The organism is Vibrio sp. Y20_XG_PY13, from assembly GCF_024181925.1.
In the GTDB taxonomy this organism is placed as follows: Bacteria; Pseudomonadota; Gammaproteobacteria; order Enterobacterales; family Vibrionaceae; genus Vibrio; species Vibrio parahaemolyticus.
On the sequence record NZ_JAMZAL010000001.1, the window covers coordinates 674,004 to 689,033 of the forward strand.

Annotated in this window: 15 protein-coding genes; all 15 read right to left on the reverse strand. The window is 45.8% G+C overall.

What is annotated here, in order from left to right; genetic code table 11:
• Positions 1 to 116 precede the first annotated feature (116 nt).
• Positions 117 to 785: an arginine ABC transporter permease ArtM gene (artM, locus tag NL646_RS02925; protein ID WP_253663824.1), complete on the reverse strand. Its 669-nt coding sequence runs from the start codon at positions 783 to 785 to the stop codon at positions 117 to 119.
• Positions 782 to 1,471, reverse strand: a complete 690-nt coding sequence (gene artQ / locus NL646_RS02930; RefSeq protein WP_193268031.1) for an arginine ABC transporter permease ArtQ — start codon at positions 1,469 to 1,471, stop codon at positions 782 to 784. Before artQ ends, artM begins: the two co-directional genes overlap by 4 nt.
• 1 nt (position 1,472) lies before the next feature.
• Complete coding sequence (locus tag NL646_RS02935; protein ID WP_025558729.1) at positions 1,473 to 2,216, reverse strand: arginine ABC transporter substrate-binding protein; 744 nt, start codon at positions 2,214 to 2,216, stop codon at positions 1,473 to 1,475.
• Between the two features lie 88 nt (positions 2,217 to 2,304).
• On the reverse strand, positions 2,305 to 3,033 hold the full coding sequence (artP, locus tag NL646_RS02940) for an arginine ABC transporter ATP-binding protein ArtP (RefSeq protein ID WP_005483352.1): 729 nt from the start codon (positions 3,031 to 3,033) through the stop codon (positions 2,305 to 2,307).
• A 348-nt stretch (positions 3,034 to 3,381) separates the two neighbouring features.
• Entirely contained in the window at positions 3,382 to 4,767 is a 1,386-nt protein-coding gene (locus NL646_RS02945) for an FAD-binding oxidoreductase (RefSeq protein ID WP_253663825.1), read from the reverse strand.
• 501 nt (positions 4,768 to 5,268) lie between these two features.
• Positions 5,269 to 6,372: an NADH:flavin oxidoreductase gene (locus NL646_RS02950; RefSeq protein ID WP_025556625.1), complete on the reverse strand. Its 1,104-nt coding sequence runs from the start codon at positions 6,370 to 6,372 to the stop codon at positions 5,269 to 5,271.
• 190 nt (positions 6,373 to 6,562) lie between these two features.
• Positions 6,563 to 6,967: a hypothetical protein gene (locus NL646_RS02955; RefSeq protein ID WP_253663826.1), complete on the reverse strand. Its 405-nt coding sequence runs from the start codon at positions 6,965 to 6,967 to the stop codon at positions 6,563 to 6,565.
• Positions 6,951 to 7,466 carry a hypothetical protein gene (locus tag NL646_RS02960; protein WP_020835102.1) on the reverse strand — a complete coding sequence of 172 codons (516 nt, stop codon included), beginning with the start codon at positions 7,464 to 7,466 and terminating at the stop codon, positions 6,951 to 6,953. The genes NL646_RS02955 and NL646_RS02960 overlap by 17 nt, the downstream gene beginning before the upstream one ends.
• Before the next feature lie 463 nt (positions 7,467 to 7,929).
• Positions 7,930 to 8,844 (reverse strand): heme o synthase, encoded by a 915-nt coding sequence (gene cyoE / locus NL646_RS02965; RefSeq protein ID WP_253663934.1) that lies wholly within the window; start codon positions 8,842 to 8,844, stop codon positions 7,930 to 7,932.
• Positions 8,805 to 9,116: a cytochrome o ubiquinol oxidase subunit IV gene (gene cyoD / locus NL646_RS02970; protein ID WP_025556633.1), complete on the reverse strand. Its 312-nt coding sequence runs from the start codon at positions 9,114 to 9,116 to the stop codon at positions 8,805 to 8,807. The genes cyoE and cyoD overlap by 40 nt, the downstream gene beginning before the upstream one ends.
• Positions 9,116 to 9,718, reverse strand: coding sequence for a cytochrome o ubiquinol oxidase subunit III (gene cyoC / locus NL646_RS02975; RefSeq protein ID WP_021821510.1), 603 nt, complete (start codon positions 9,716 to 9,718; stop codon positions 9,116 to 9,118). The genes cyoD and cyoC overlap by 1 nt, the downstream gene beginning before the upstream one ends.
• Positions 9,708 to 11,744, reverse strand: a complete 2,037-nt coding sequence (gene cyoB / locus NL646_RS02980) for a cytochrome o ubiquinol oxidase subunit I (RefSeq protein ID WP_253663827.1) — start codon at positions 11,742 to 11,744, stop codon at positions 9,708 to 9,710. Before cyoB ends, cyoC begins: the two co-directional genes overlap by 11 nt.
• A gap of 4 nt (positions 11,745 to 11,748) precedes the next feature.
• On the reverse strand, positions 11,749 to 12,630 hold the full coding sequence (gene cyoA, locus NL646_RS02985) for a ubiquinol oxidase subunit II (protein WP_005455699.1): 882 nt from the start codon (positions 12,628 to 12,630) through the stop codon (positions 11,749 to 11,751).
• Between the two features lie 639 nt (positions 12,631 to 13,269).
• Positions 13,270 to 14,028, reverse strand: a complete 759-nt coding sequence (locus NL646_RS02990; RefSeq protein WP_005455723.1) for an SDR family oxidoreductase — start codon at positions 14,026 to 14,028, stop codon at positions 13,270 to 13,272.
• Positions 14,029 to 14,103: 75 nt separating this feature from the next.
• On the reverse strand, positions 14,104 to 15,006 hold the full coding sequence (mmsB, locus tag NL646_RS02995) for a 3-hydroxyisobutyrate dehydrogenase (RefSeq protein ID WP_005498503.1): 903 nt from the start codon (positions 15,004 to 15,006) through the stop codon (positions 14,104 to 14,106).
• Positions 15,007 to 15,030: the final 24 nt, after the last annotated feature.

A 15,030-nucleotide genomic window follows, 5' to 3' on the forward strand; every position in this document is an offset into this window, starting at 1 on the left:
CCACTTCCGGGTAAAACAAGAGAAGAGAAATAAAAAATACCCCTACCAGAGAGTCAGTCGCAGAGGCATTGTGAAATTGAAGATGTGATGAACTTAAATCAACAATGGTTTGGTATTTATACGGCTTCAAAAGCCAGAGCTTTCTTCTCAACTTGGCGGAAGATAAGCGTCAGAATCCCATTCACGCTCAGATAAAACGCGCCTGCTACACCGAAAACCATTAATGTATCGTAGGTTTGAGCATTAATGCGCTGAGCATAGCCCATCAAGTCCATGATGGTGATGGTGCTTGCCAAAGACGTGCCTTTGAACACCAAAATCACTTCGTTTGAGTAAGCAGGCACCGCACGGCGAATCGCATAAGGAAGTAACACACGTAACGTGGCACTTTTGTTCATACCCAGAGCACGACACGCTTGCCATTGACCTGAAGGAATCGCACTAAACGCACCTTTGAAAAGCTGAGTACTGTACGCAGCCGTATTTAATGCCAACGCTAACATGGCACAGAACCAAGGTTGGCTCAGCCAAGTCCACAGCACACTCTCTCTAACTGCATCAAATTGACCTGGACCGTAGTAGACCAAGAAAATCTGAACCAGCAACGGTGTCCCAGTAAACAGCGTGATGATGCCACGGCTGACCCAGTGCAAACCCGGAGTGCGTAGAATCAACGTCAAGGTCATCAATAGTGCAAGAATACAGCCGACAGCCAAAGACGCAGCCGTTAATTGAAGGCTAGTGCCTAAACCATCCAGCATTTGCCATACATGTTGTTCGTTCATGCGTTTGCCTCCTGCCCCATACTCATGCCTTGGATTGAGAATTTCTTATCAATCTCTTTGACCGCGCGTTGCGTGATAAGCGTGATCACTAAGTAAATCGCCGCAGCCGTCGCATACCAAGTAAACGCTTCGTGCGTTGCTGCCGACGTAAGCTGAGCTTGTTTCAGCAGATCCGTCACGCCAATCAAAGAAACCAGCGCCGTGTCTTTTAGCAAAACCAGCCATTGGTTGGTTAAGCCAGGAAGCGCATGTCGCACGGCTTGCGGCAACACAATGCGTACAAACGCGTGGAACTGACTGATACCGAGTGCGCTTGCAGCTTCTCTCTGCCCTCTGCCAACGGCTTTTAATGCGCCGCGCAGAGTTTGAGAAGCATAGGAAGCGAAGATCAACGATAACGCCACCACACCAGACAAGAACGGGCTAACCTCAATAAAGTCTCCGGTGATTAAAAACAGAACCTGAGTCGAACCAAAATAGATGAACAACACGACAAGGATTTCTGGCAAGCCACGCACCACCGTAACAAACGCCGTTGTAGGCCATTTCACGAATACGCGACGAGACATTTCACCACTGGCGAATACCACTGCCAGAATCAAACCGACTAAAAGGCTTGTGAAGGCTAGCTGAACCGTCATCCAGCTAGCTTGTACAAGCGCTAAAGAGTAACCCGTTAACGCCATATTACTTACCGAAGTACTTGTTGTAGATTGCGTCGTATTCGCCGTTCGCTTTCACGGCTTCTAGCGCTGTGTTTAGCTTGTTCACAAGTTCATCGTTGCCTTTGTTTACTGCGATACCAAAACCATTACCGAAGTATTTAGGATTCGTAACGCGCTCACCAACGTACGCAAGGGTGTCTTCCTTCTTGAACCACTCCGCCACTACCGCTGTGTCACCAAATACAGAATCAATACGGCCATTCTTCATGTCGATGAAAGCATCTTGGTAGCTTGAGTAAGGAACCGACGTTACACCCGGCATTTGCTCGATAAGGTAACTTTGGTGAGTTGAACCGTTTTGAACGCCTACACGCTTACCTTCTAACGCGTTTTGGTCAGCGACTTTGTCTTTGATAGAAACAAACGCTGCTGAGTTGTCGTAGTAAGCATTCGAGAAATTGACTTGCTCAAGACGCGCTTCAGTAATGTCCATTGCAGAAATAGCCGCATCATAACGTTTGAATTTTAATGCAGGGATCAAGCTATCGAAAGATTGGTTGTGGAAGCTACATTTTGCGTCCATTTCTTTACATAGAGCATTCGCCAGATCCACATCGAAACCTTGGATTTGATTGTTTTCATCCATGTATTCGAATGGTGCGTACGTCGCCTCCATCGCGAATTTGATTTCATCTTGTGCCACTGCGTTTGCTGCCACGTTTGCAGAAATAAGGCCGATTAGTGAAGTTAGTAGAATCTTTTTCATTGCAATACTCCGTGTGTACGTCTTGGGCTGACACTCGCAATGACAGCCGAGCTTAACTGTTAGTTGACTGAACTTATTGGTGTTGTTTTTAGTGCTTTAGATAATCAGCAAACTGTGTGGTTTGCGGGTTAGCAAAAGCGTCGTGCGTACCATGCTCTACGATGTGTCCTTTCTCGAGGTACAGAACGTGGCTAGCAATCTTCTTAGCAAAATCGACCTCATGCGTCACTACGACTTGGGTGATGCCAGTTTCGCTTAAATCTTTAATAATCTTAACGACTTGGTTCGTAATTTCCGGATCAAGAGCTGCGGTCGGTTCATCAAAAAGCAAGACTTCCGGTTTCATCATCAATGCACGAGCAATCGCCACACGTTGTTGCTGCCCACCAGAAAGCTGCATCGGCCATGCGTCGGCCTTGTCAGCCAAATGCAACGTAGACAAAATTTGCATCGCTTGGGTTTTAGCTTCTTCTTTATCCATTCCCGACACTTTAATAGGCGCTTCAATCAAGTTCTCCATGACCGTCATGTGAGGCCACAAGTTGTATTGCTGAAATACCATGCCCACTTTACGGCGAAGCGCTAAACCTTGCTTTTCTTTGATTTCAGCCGAGAAATCGAAGACGTCATTAGCGATGTTTAACTTGCCGTTATCCGCCCCTTCCAAAAGGTTTAGAACACGTAATAAAGAACTCTTCCCCGCGCCGCTTGGCCCCAGTAACACTAGCGTTTCACCGTTTTCACAATTGAAACTCACATCGTGAAGAACTTGTGTGTCACCGTAGGATTTGTTGATTCCGCTTACCTGAATACTCATGCTGAAATACCGCATTAATTGTCACTTGGCATTCATATTACCAACAAGGAGTTTTTATGCAATAAAAATGTATAAAAATTTAATTTGTTAACTTTTTGTATAAGAAACGAACAGCAAGATAGAGAATATGACTGGTTTGATGAGTGTGGTTTTTACAGAATTTGTTGATCAAAAAGGCCAGCTTACTTGCTGGCACTTATCTAACCTTGCATATATCGATAAACCCCAGAAAATTATGAAATAGTTCAGAATTGAATGCCGGACAAGAATACGTAGCTTTGACCGTGGCTACGTATTCTTGAGTTACCAAACAGATACAACATAACGAAGAACAGAATATCGAGTCACTCACTCTGGCTTGATATTTTGATTCATTCTGAACAAGTTATTTGGATCAAACTTCTTCTTCACTTCTTGCAAGCGCGCATACGTTGGGCCATAGGCGGATTCTGTACGTTCGGCTTCATCTTGTGTAAGGAAGTTGATATACGCACCGCCACTGGCATACGGTTTGGTTTTGGCAAAAAAGTCTCTCGCCCACGCGATACAAGCTTGGTCATCTTCTGCGGAGTCCCATCTCCCGTGCACATTTAATACGTAATTAGCGTCACGGCTAGAATAAGCCATAGATTCAGGTTCTGGTCTAGATGCCGCGCAGCCAAGAGAAGCGATAAAAATCTCGCATTGAGGCGATGGTAACTTCCCTGCGTATTCTATCGCCGCATCAATGACACCTTCGCTTAGCGAGTTAAAGTTATGCGATTTCCAATAGTTACGTGCGCCCGGAGTGAGTAAGGGATCAAACGCTTGTTGCCATGCAGCAAATGGTTGTACGCCAACATGCTCACCATGTGCGTCACCAAAATCTCTGAGTGGAGCAATTAGATTTTCACCCTCGGATGGGTCGCCTGCATAACATATCGCCAGTACGACAACCTCTTTACCGTGAACGCTTTCAGGTAAGAATGGGAGTGGCGGAGCTTTACGACTCACCATCCACACACTTAACTCTTCTGGCGCAGATTCGGTGAATTTTGCAAACTGCGTGATGGCCGATTTAGCTTGATCAAACGGGAAGACAATCAAACCACTCAGTACTTCAGGGCCAACGGGATGCAATTGGAATTCAAACTGCGTAACAATGCCAAAATTACCGCCGCCTCCGCGCAGCGCCCAGAAAAGATCCTCGTTTTCTGTTTCACTGGCAAGCAATTGGCGTCCGTCGGCAGTAACGACGTTTGCAGAGACTAAGTTATCTATCGTCATACCGTATTTACGGCTCAACCAACCAAAACCACCACCTAAAGTAAGACCAGCAATACCAGTGGTAGAGTTAATTCCTACCGGGGTCGCTAACCCGTGTTTTTGAGTGGCTTCGTCTAAGTCGCCTAAGGTACAGCCCGGCTCAACAAACGCTCTTTTTGCATTTTCATCGACTCGGACTTGGGTAAGGAGCGACAGGTCGATCATGACCCCATTATCACAGACAGCGTTGCCCGCAATATTGTGTCCCCCACCTCGTACAGAAAGTAGCTGACCATTGTCTCGCGCAAAGTTAACCGCCATCACAACGTCATCTGTCGACTTACAGCGAGCAATCAAACTCGGCTTGCGATCAATCATGCCATTCCAGATTTGGCGAACTTCATCGTAATTAGATTCGGTAGGTAAAACGACGTCACCTTGAAAGTGACTTTTGAAATGTTCAATGGTTGTGTTTTCTAAACTCTTCATATTAGTTGCCTCTCACGTTTTACATGAGCGCTTGTAAAAAGTGATGCAACTACGAGCTTGTACAAGCTTCCTCACTGTTAAACGTGACGTTTTAGTAGCCATTTTCTAGTAAACAACACACGCATCAACACAAACCGCATTCGAGCGTCATCATTCACTTCCGGCACAAGCTTGGAAACCTAAAGTGCAGAATCGGCAATCCATTGAGCGTTCAATATTGCAGATCCTTTACCTTACCCTCGTGCCTAGTTTGAAATAAAAACGCTTAAAGTTTAGAACGCCACTGAGTTTCATCTATGAAACACTGTCTTATTATTGATATTTTTGACGATTAATATTATTCCCATTTTTTATCAATGAGATGGAATTAAAAAATCGATAGGACTTAGTTGATGAGAAAAGCCAAACCAAACTCAGCTGTCGAGTGTTTACGGTAAGACGGCCATAAAAACAAAGCCTCCTTAGATACGAGGAGGCTTCTTCATTGGTTATGTAAACTCACTAACTGCGGCGGTTTCGGTTCTTATATACCACACAGAAGTTACCGCGCTTAGTTCGGCATTTAGAGCAACGTTCACAGTCTACTGGTGCGCGATTGCCTTCTTTCCAACGTTTAATCAACTGTGGCTCAGCGAGTAGAGGACGTGAAACAGCAAAAAACTGGATGTTGGTATTCTCTGCAATGTTCTCGATCGCATCAATATCGCGTAACCCGCCAACCGTAATCACGGGGATATGAATATCTTGACTGATCACTTGCCCGTATTCGTGAAAATAGCCTTCTTCTTGCAGTGTGTAACCATCGAATCTTTCACCAACAAGTTCGTTTGCTTTGCCGTGAATGTTGCCGGAGACGATGATCGCATCAACGCCCACTGCTTCGAGTTTCTTACACACAATGCGTGTTTCATCGAATGTTAAACCGCCGTCAAAGAATTCTGTCGCGGTTAGCTTCACAAGAATTGGAAACGCATCCCCCACCAACGTCCTGGTCTCAGAATAAATTTCCAAAAGCAAACGCATACGATTTTCTAAGCTGCCTCCGTATTCGTCTTCGCGTCGGTTGTAGTACGGGCTTAAAAACTGGTTGATTAAGTAAGTGTGCGCTGCATGAATCTCGACACCGTCAAAACCGGCTTCTTGAGCTCGTTTACTCGCTAATGCAAATGCTTTTACGATGTAGTCGATTTCATCCTTCGTCATCGCTTTGCCTTGAGTATTCGTGCCGCGCTCAGGCACATCACTCGGAGCAAAGATCACGCGCTCACCGACGTTGTAGGTGGTTTTAGTACCGCCATAAGCAATTTGCATCACAATTTTAGAATCGTACTGATGAACCAGTTTTGTGAGTTTTTTGTATTCTTCGATGAAAGAGTCGTTGTAAATACCCATCATCCCTGCGTTGGGCTTTTCTTCTTCAACGATATTGGCGTAACCTGTGACGATTAGCCCGACGTCACCTTTAGCAAGCTCTTCGTAAATATCGTAAAGCTTTGCCGTCATGTGGCCATCTTCGGTCGCCATATTTTCCCACGTTGCGCTACGCACAAAGCGGTTCTTTAGGGTCATGTTGCCAATGCGGGCTTCGGAAAACAAAATACTCAAAACCAGTCCTCTTAATTCGTTTTTATTGTTTGACGCGTTTGTAAATCAACAAGAACGAAAAAGGAACAGCGATACATAATGCATGGCTGTTCCTTCTCTGAATCCTTGAGACTTAACATCAACAAGGCGCACCTTACTGTTTCGGGGAGGACAAAACTTTAATCTGGGTTAAGGTTTGGTGGGATGAGTCTTAATACAACAGAATATTGGGTGGAAATAGTTTAGGAGAAGCGCCAAGCCGAGTAAGCCCTTCTCCACAAGGCCCGCTCTTTAAGCCAGATGCCTTCATAGCGAATTGAGTTTTCATTTTCAAAGATGCTGGCTTTACACAAAGCACATAGTGTTCTTTATTATTTCGCAATGTCCTAAGCAAACGACCGCGGACCTCAGAAGAAAGCCAACTCATTGGACTTTGTCCCACAGCCATTGGCCTTGGCACCATGTCGATTAGGTCGCTACATTTCTTTGACTCTTCTAGAAGTTTATATGTTAAATCGAACATGTCCGCGTTAACTGGCCATTGATTTGCTTGAGGACCGTATAAACTAATCCAGAATGTCTTTAGGTTTCTCTTTTCTTCAATTGTTAAACTCATTATTTTTCTCCCGAATTGACTGATAAAGGTTTTTAAAAAGCTCATCTGAGCCCAAAAAGGTAAAATGATGTATTAGACTAGTATCTAATATAAAAAGCTGTCCACTTTGGCTTTCAGAATCATAGAACCCTAATATTTCGAGCCCACCTTTAACCTCAATAACTTTATTATCCTTCGTAATACCTAATGTCTCAGATAACTCATTAGAAGCTGCGTTTAACCATTGTGGAAATGAACTGTTTTCCGTTAGCTTGAACAGAGATCTAACAAATTCTTTTTCAACACCAGTTAAATCTATGGGAGAAAAAAACTCTTTAGGACTCAGAACTTCATGAGAAATATGGCTATCGCCAAATTTAAATATAAGTATGTTACCCGTATGAAGTATTGTTTTTGATAAGGGGACATCGAGCACAACGTTTTGAGATAGATGTAACTCTTGACTTTGTGCAAAGCATTGAAACGAGAGTACTAAGGCTAACAGTTTTATAAACTTCATTTTATACACGACTCAGATTTGATTTTATCCAAATCTTTATATGGCAATCTTTTAATGTCTATAAACGTAGAAACTGTTTCTTCGAAATGCGACTAGCTTAATAAATATCTGCAATTGTTAAATATGTAAGCTAAAATTACTTTTCAACATGAGTTGATTATCAACCTTAAGTCTATTTTCAATATTAAAGCACGTAGTACCCAACCAACTTGTAACTCGATCATATATTGTTAATTTATCTTGCAAGCCATTGATTTATTAAAACAATGATTTTTTAGAGTGCACAGTCAATGAAAGGGAGAAAATAAAAACACAAAAATGGAAATGTATTAATAGATGCAATGAAATAGAGTTAAAGCGAAAATATCCTCTCACTTCAATTCCATGTTTTGACAGTTCCAGAGTTCTATTGCAAAGCTCTTTTTGCAAGCATCTAAAACTATGGTTATCCGTTGTCTAGCCTTTAAAGAGCAAGAGGTATCAACTCGACGCCAAGCACACCACTTATCCCCATCACCACCAGCAACGAGACTTTAAATACCGACTTCGACCACGCGACGTAGTTACTGTCGTCAATACTGCGAAAGGTCACTTTCGTCCACATAAAGCAAACGACAGCCGCAACCGCTAAGTATTCATACCCAGCTTCACCAAGTAAAAATAATCCCAACGATACTGCGCCAAAGGCCACCACATACGCTTTCATGTGTCGGTGCGCTTTATGAATACCCTCTTTAACGGGTAAAACCGGAATCCCCGCTTCTCGATAGTCTTGCATACGGAACATCGCAATCGCGTAGGAGTGCGGCATTTGCCATAAGCAGAACATGGTAAACAGCAAAATCGCTTCTAAGCTGATGAAGTTGGTCACCGCCAAGTAGCCCACTAATGGCGGCACGGCGCCAGAGATGCTACCAACGAGAGTGCCGTATACTGAGTTGCGCTTGTACCACATAGTGTAGAAGAACACGTAGTAGACGTAACCGAGCAGCACCACGACCGCCGAAAGCGGATTGACTAATTGGAACAGCAGCGCCGTTCCCACCAGTAGCATCGCCAAGGCATAGACAAAGGCGACATCAATATTGATGTTCCCTTTTACGGTCTCACGATTTTTTGTCCGTGCCATCTTTTGATCGATATCGCGGTCAAAAATATTGTTCACCACACAACCTGAAGCAATCACCAGTCCCACGCCAGCCAAAGTTATTAAAAACAACGTCAGGCTCGCAGGTTCTGATTTTGCGGCGAGGAAGAACCCCGCCGCAACTGAAATCAGGTTGCCGAAAATAATGCCCGGTTTGGTGATAGACAAATAATTTTTCAGCATACCCGCGCCTACAATTTCATGTTGACGCTCATGTTGTAGATAATCCAGATCGAACCAGCGATCAGGATCAGCACAACAATGGCGGTAAACATCAATGACACCAAGTTCCAACGCCCATCTGACGTTTTCGCTTCCATGTGTAGGAAGTACTTGAAGTGCACAAAGATCTGCACCAAAGCACAAGTAAACATCACAACGTAGGTGGTGCTCGCTGGCAAGGTTTGCGCCCAGACGAAGTAGAACGGAATCACCGTTAAGATCAGCGACGCAACGAAGCCTTTTACGTAATCCGACGAGCTGGTTTCAACATGTTGGCCCATTACATCACCCCCATTAAGTAAACGATGGTAAAGACACAAATCCAAACAATGTCTAGAAAGTGCCAGAACAGGCTCAAGCAGTTAAAACGCATCGCCATGTTGTCGTTCAGACCTTTAGTCGAAAGCTGGTGATAAGCCACTGCCAACCAAATCAGACCAAAGGTCACATGCAAGCCGTGCGTGCCAACCAGCGTAAAGAATGCCGATAGGAACGCGCTGGTCTGCGGGCCATAGCCTTCTTTAATCAGGTGATGGAACTCGTAGACTTCCATGCAGATAAAGCCAAGACCTAGCGCAAACGTCACTAACATCCAACGCTTGAGACCCGCCACGTCGTTGCGTTTCATCGCGATAATGCCAAAACCGAAAGTGATACTACTAAATAGCAACAGCATGGTTTCGACAAACACGAACGGCAGTTCGAAAATCTCTTTACCTGTAGGACCGGCAATCGAGTTGCTAGACAGCACGGCGTATGTCGCGAACAAAGTCGCAAACAATACGCAGTCACTCATCAGGTAAACCCAGAAACCAAACAGCTTGTTGCCATTCGTGTCATGGTGGTGATCGTGGTCATGATGAGCTGCGACATTAGTTTGCATAGGTCACCTCCAGATCATCGCTGTTTTCGTTGTCTTTCACGGTTCCTTTCTTCGCTTCTTCTAGCTGAGCTCGGCGAGCGGCTTCAATCGCTTTGATCTCTTCCACTTCAACGTAGTAGTCCACGTCATCGTTGTAGCTGTGTTGGATACACGTCACAACGATACCCACCAAACTTGCTGCCGCTAGCCACCAGATGTACCAGATCATCGCAAAGCCAAAGACCAACGCCCAAGCCGACACATAAATACCCGTTGCTGTGTTCTTTGGCATATGGATGCGTTCGTATTCCACTTCTTTCATTGGATCGAACTCGCCACTTTGTTTCTGGTACCAGAACGCGTCCAGTACATCGCCTTTTGGCAGATGAGCAAAGTTGTAGAACGGCGGAGGTGAAGACGTTGCCCATTCCAATGTACGGCCGCCCCACGGGTCACCCGTTAGGTCACGGTTTTGCTCGCGGTCACGAATACTCACGTAGATTTGGATGAACTGAGACAATACGCCCAGAGCGATCACAACCGTGCCCGTCGCCGCAACAGCCAATAGCGGGAAGTATTCAGGGTTGATGTCTTGGCTCAGACGACGGGTCATACCCATAAAACCCAGCGCGTAAAGCGGCAGGAACGCCATCAAGAAACCGACAATCCACAGATAGAACGCGCGTTTACCCCAAGTTTCATTCATGGTGAAACCGGTCGCTTTCGGGAACCAGTAAGTGATCGCCGCAAAACAGCCGAACACCACCCCACCGATAATCACGTTATGGAAGTGTGCGATAAGGAATACAGAATTATGCAGAACGAAATCCGCACCCGGTACCGCCATCAGTACGCCCGTCATACCACCAACGGTGAAGGTAATTAGGAAACCTACCGTCCACATCATCGGTGTGGTAAAGCAAATGCGGCCTTTGTACATGGTGAACAGCCAGTTGAAGATCTTCACCCCAGTTGGGATGGAAATGATCATCGTCGCGATGCCGAAGAAGGCATTCACGTTCGCGCCAGAACCCATGGTAAAGAAGTGATGCAACCAAACCACGAACGCCAAAACAGTGATGACAATCGTCGCCCACACCAGTGAGGTGTAACCAAATAGCTTTTTACGCGAGAAGGTTGCCGTCACTTCTGAGAACACACCAAAGATTGGCAGCACCAAGATGTACACTTCTGGGTGGCCCCATGCCCAAATCAAGTTGACGTACATCATCACGTTGCCGCCAAGATCATTGGTAAAGAAGTGCATGCCCAAGTAACGGTCGAGCGTCAGCAGTGCGATGGTGACGGTCAGAATTGGGAACGAAATGATGATCAGAATGTTGGCACATAGCGACGCCCAAGTGAAAACTGGCATCTTCATCATTGGCATTGATGGTGTACGCATACGCAAAATGGTAGCGAAGAAGTTCACACCCGTTAGCGTGGTACCGACACCAGATATCTGCAGCGCCCAAATCCAATAGTCGACCCCGACGCCCGGACTTGCTTCAATGCCAGACAGCGGCGGATACGCCAACCAACCGGTACGACCAAACTCACCTAAGCCGAGCGACATGTTCGTCAGGATCACACCAACCACAAACAGCCAGAAGCTTAAGTTATTCAGGTACGGGAAAGCCACGTCACGTGCGCCGATTTGCAGCGGTACGATGATGTTCATCAAACCAATCACGAGCGGCATCGCAACGAAGAAAATCATAATCACGCCGTGCGCGGTAAAGATTTGGTCGTAGTGATGCGGCGGCAAGTAGCCTGCTTCACCCGCAGAGGAAAGTAGCTGCTGGCTACGCATCATCACCGCGTCCGCAAAGCCACGTACAAGCATCAGCATCGCCACAGCGATGTACATGAAGCCGAGTTTTTTGTGGTCTACCGAAGTAAACCATTCATTCCATAGGTATTGCCATTTTCCAGCTTTGGTTACGGCAACCACCACGGCTAATCCCACCAACGCGACGATCGCCAGCGTGATGATGATGATCGGCTCGTGATATGGAATTGAATCCAGAGTTAATCTTCCAAACATGTGATTATCCTTGGTTTTCAGGCAAACAGTTCATGGAACCCGGATGTTGGGTCACGACGTTGCTGAACAGAAACGGAGGAACACTTGAGAACAGAGTGACAGGCGCAGCAACGCTTGGCTCAGCCAGCGAGCTGTATTGCTCCCAATCTTCGATTCGATCAGGGCTCGCTTTCACTTTTTGCACCCAGTTGAGGAACGCAGCGCGGTCCGGCATTGCGGATGCGGTGAACTTCATCTGCGAGAAACCTTCGCCGCTGTAGTTCGACGCAAAGCCCTTGTAGTCCCCTTCGTGGTTAGCGATCAGATTCAACTTAGTCACCATGCCTGGCATCGCGTAAATCTGAGTACCCAAACGCGGGATAAAGAACGCATTCATGATGTTGTCTGACGTCAGCTTAAAGGTCACAGGCACATCTTTCGGAAACGCCACGTAGTTTACGGTCGCGATGTTTTCTTCCGGATAGATGAACAACCATTTCCAATCAAGCGAGACCACTTCAATCGTCATCGGTTTGACATCACTCACCAGAGGTTTGGATGGCTCTAGTTCGTGGGTAGAACGCCAAGTGATGGTGGCAAGAATAGCGATAATGATGATGGGAATTGTCCATACCACCACTTCGATTTTGGTCGAGTGCGACCATTCTGGTGCGTACTCTTCGTCGGTGTTACTTGCTCGGTATCGGTAGGCGAAGTAAATCGTCATCAGAATCACAGGGATCACGACGATTAACATCAGCAAAAGAGCGGTGATGATCAGCTCTTTTTCTTGGACACCAATGGCACCTTTCGGGTCAAGCAAAGCAGAATTACATCCTGAGAGCAAAAGTATGACGCACGCCAAACTCCCCCTCGACAAGATGCGTTTATATCTTGAGGCTTCCATTAACTTTCTCGATGGTTGTCTGGTTTCAAAGCAAATGCCATTACGTTCGGTATCAAGCTAAGAACCAGTTGTTATAGTCATTAGAATGTTTATGTGTTGAGCATGTGCAACATTGGGATCATCGAGTATCAAACGGGATTGCAGCGTGGTTAAAACCACACTTACAGTGTGAGTTTAATGTTACACTTTGAAACACAATGTTACATTTGGCGCATTATGAGGAGTAAAAAGTTAAAGCTCATCAGTCACAACTGGAAACTAACCTTCCAATAATGAAATTTAGGTATGTAAACCACCAGCTAAAACTCTCGCGTAAAATTGACGTGCCACAGAGTAAAAGCCATATTTAATAAGGTGTTAGATAGACAGGAAAGAACGGATGGATGAATTGATCATAAATCCGGTGATAGTTATAAGATGATTAAAAATCAAACCAAAGAATTGTGACCAACATCAAATTAATGATTTCACGTAATATTTGAATGGTATTTATTCTTAATTAAATATGGCACGAATTTTATTTACTATATGAATGTGTGTATCGGTATTAAAAAAGAAAGCAGATCCTGCCCTCAATGCGACTCGTCACTAAGCAGACAAATATGCCTCCCTGAGGCAATCATTCTCTGAAAAAAGCGTTTACATTCGGATTCCGCCATCCACCTCAAGCACGCGGCCGGTGAAGTAATCACTCTCAAGAATGTATTTGACGGCATGAGCGATTTCACTCGCTTCCCCCATTCTCCCTACCGGAATCATCTTTTCTAGACGTTCGATCGCCTCTGGCTTCATTTGATCAGCCATCGCCGTATGTACAACCCCTGGCGCAATCGCAGCGGCTCGAATGCCGTACCTTGCAAGCTCGCGTGCCCACGTTGTTGCCATGGTAGCGACCGCCGCTTTAGAGGCGGAATAGTTGGTTTGACCAATATTCCCGGCTCTCGCAACGCTGGAGATATTGATAATGACCCCTTGTGAGCCACTTTCAATCATTTTTACAGCAGCCTCACGCCCACACAGAAATGTTCCCGTGACATTGACATTCATGACGAGATTAAACTGCTCCAACGACATTTTGCTGATAACGCCATCTTTGGCTTTTACAAGCAAACCATCTCGCAGCACTCCCGCATTGTTGATGAGTCCATTAAGCTGACCGAAATCTTGAAGAATGGCGTCAAATGTCGCTTCCACATCCGATTCATTTGTCACATCAACCGGATAAGTGAACGCTTTCGCACTTAACATCTGACATTGTGATTGTGTCTCTCGTAAACCGGTTTCATTCACATCGAGCAAAGCCAAATCAGCTCCGGATTGAGCGAGGGTAATCGCCATCATTTGGCCCAGCCCCTGCCCTGCACCTGTAATCGCAATAACGCTATTTTTTATGTCCATATTTGCTCTCCAAAACTTGTCGGCACTCAGACACGAAATATCGAAACTGGGAGCTTATTGCTCCCAGCACAATGGTCATTTGTTGTTCTTATAGAATTCAAACAGACTTGAGAAATCGAGCTCACCATGACCGCTCGAGTTATGGAATGCATAGAGGTTACGCGCCAACGCTCCCATAGGAACCGAGGAGTGGGTTTGCAATGCGGCATCTAATCCCAAACCTAAATCCTTTAGCATCAGCTTACTCATAAAGCCCGGTTGATAATCATGGCTGGCTGGCGCGCTATCCATCACGCCTGGGCATGGATTGTAAAGCTCTAACGCCCAGTTTCGTCCTGAGCTTTGCAGCATGATGTTGGACAAGACTTTTGGATCGAGCCCATGATCAATGCCTAAGTTCAGCGCCTCACACGTGCCTGACATCAAAATACCCAGCATCAGGTTATTACAGATTTTAGCCATCTGCCCATCGCCAGCTTTACCCGCATGAAAAACGTTTTTCCCCATGTACTGCAAAATGGCGTTCGCTTTTGAGAATGCCTCATCCGAGCCACCGACAATGAACGTCAACGTAGCCGCTTTAGCTCCCGCGACGCCACCCGAAACCGGTGCGTCGACAAACAACAAACGCTTGTTTGCCGCTTCATTGGCAACCAATCTTGCTGAATCGGGATCGATCGTCGAACAGTCAATCAATAGCGTATTCGGTGCGACAAGGTTCATCACGCCAACGCCCCCGTGTAAATCCCCTAAATACACCGACCGAACGTGAGACCCCGCTGGAAGCATGGTGATCACGGTGCTTGCACCATCCACCACTTCTTCGAGCGAGCTCGCAACCACTGCCCCAAATGGCATCAGTTGTTTTGCGGCTTCCACATCCACGTCAAATATTTGCACGTTAAACCCTGACGCTAACAAGTTCTGCGCCATTGGATTCCCCATTCGACCCAACCCAATAAATGCGATGGTACTCATGATTATTCTCCTTATTGACCTAAC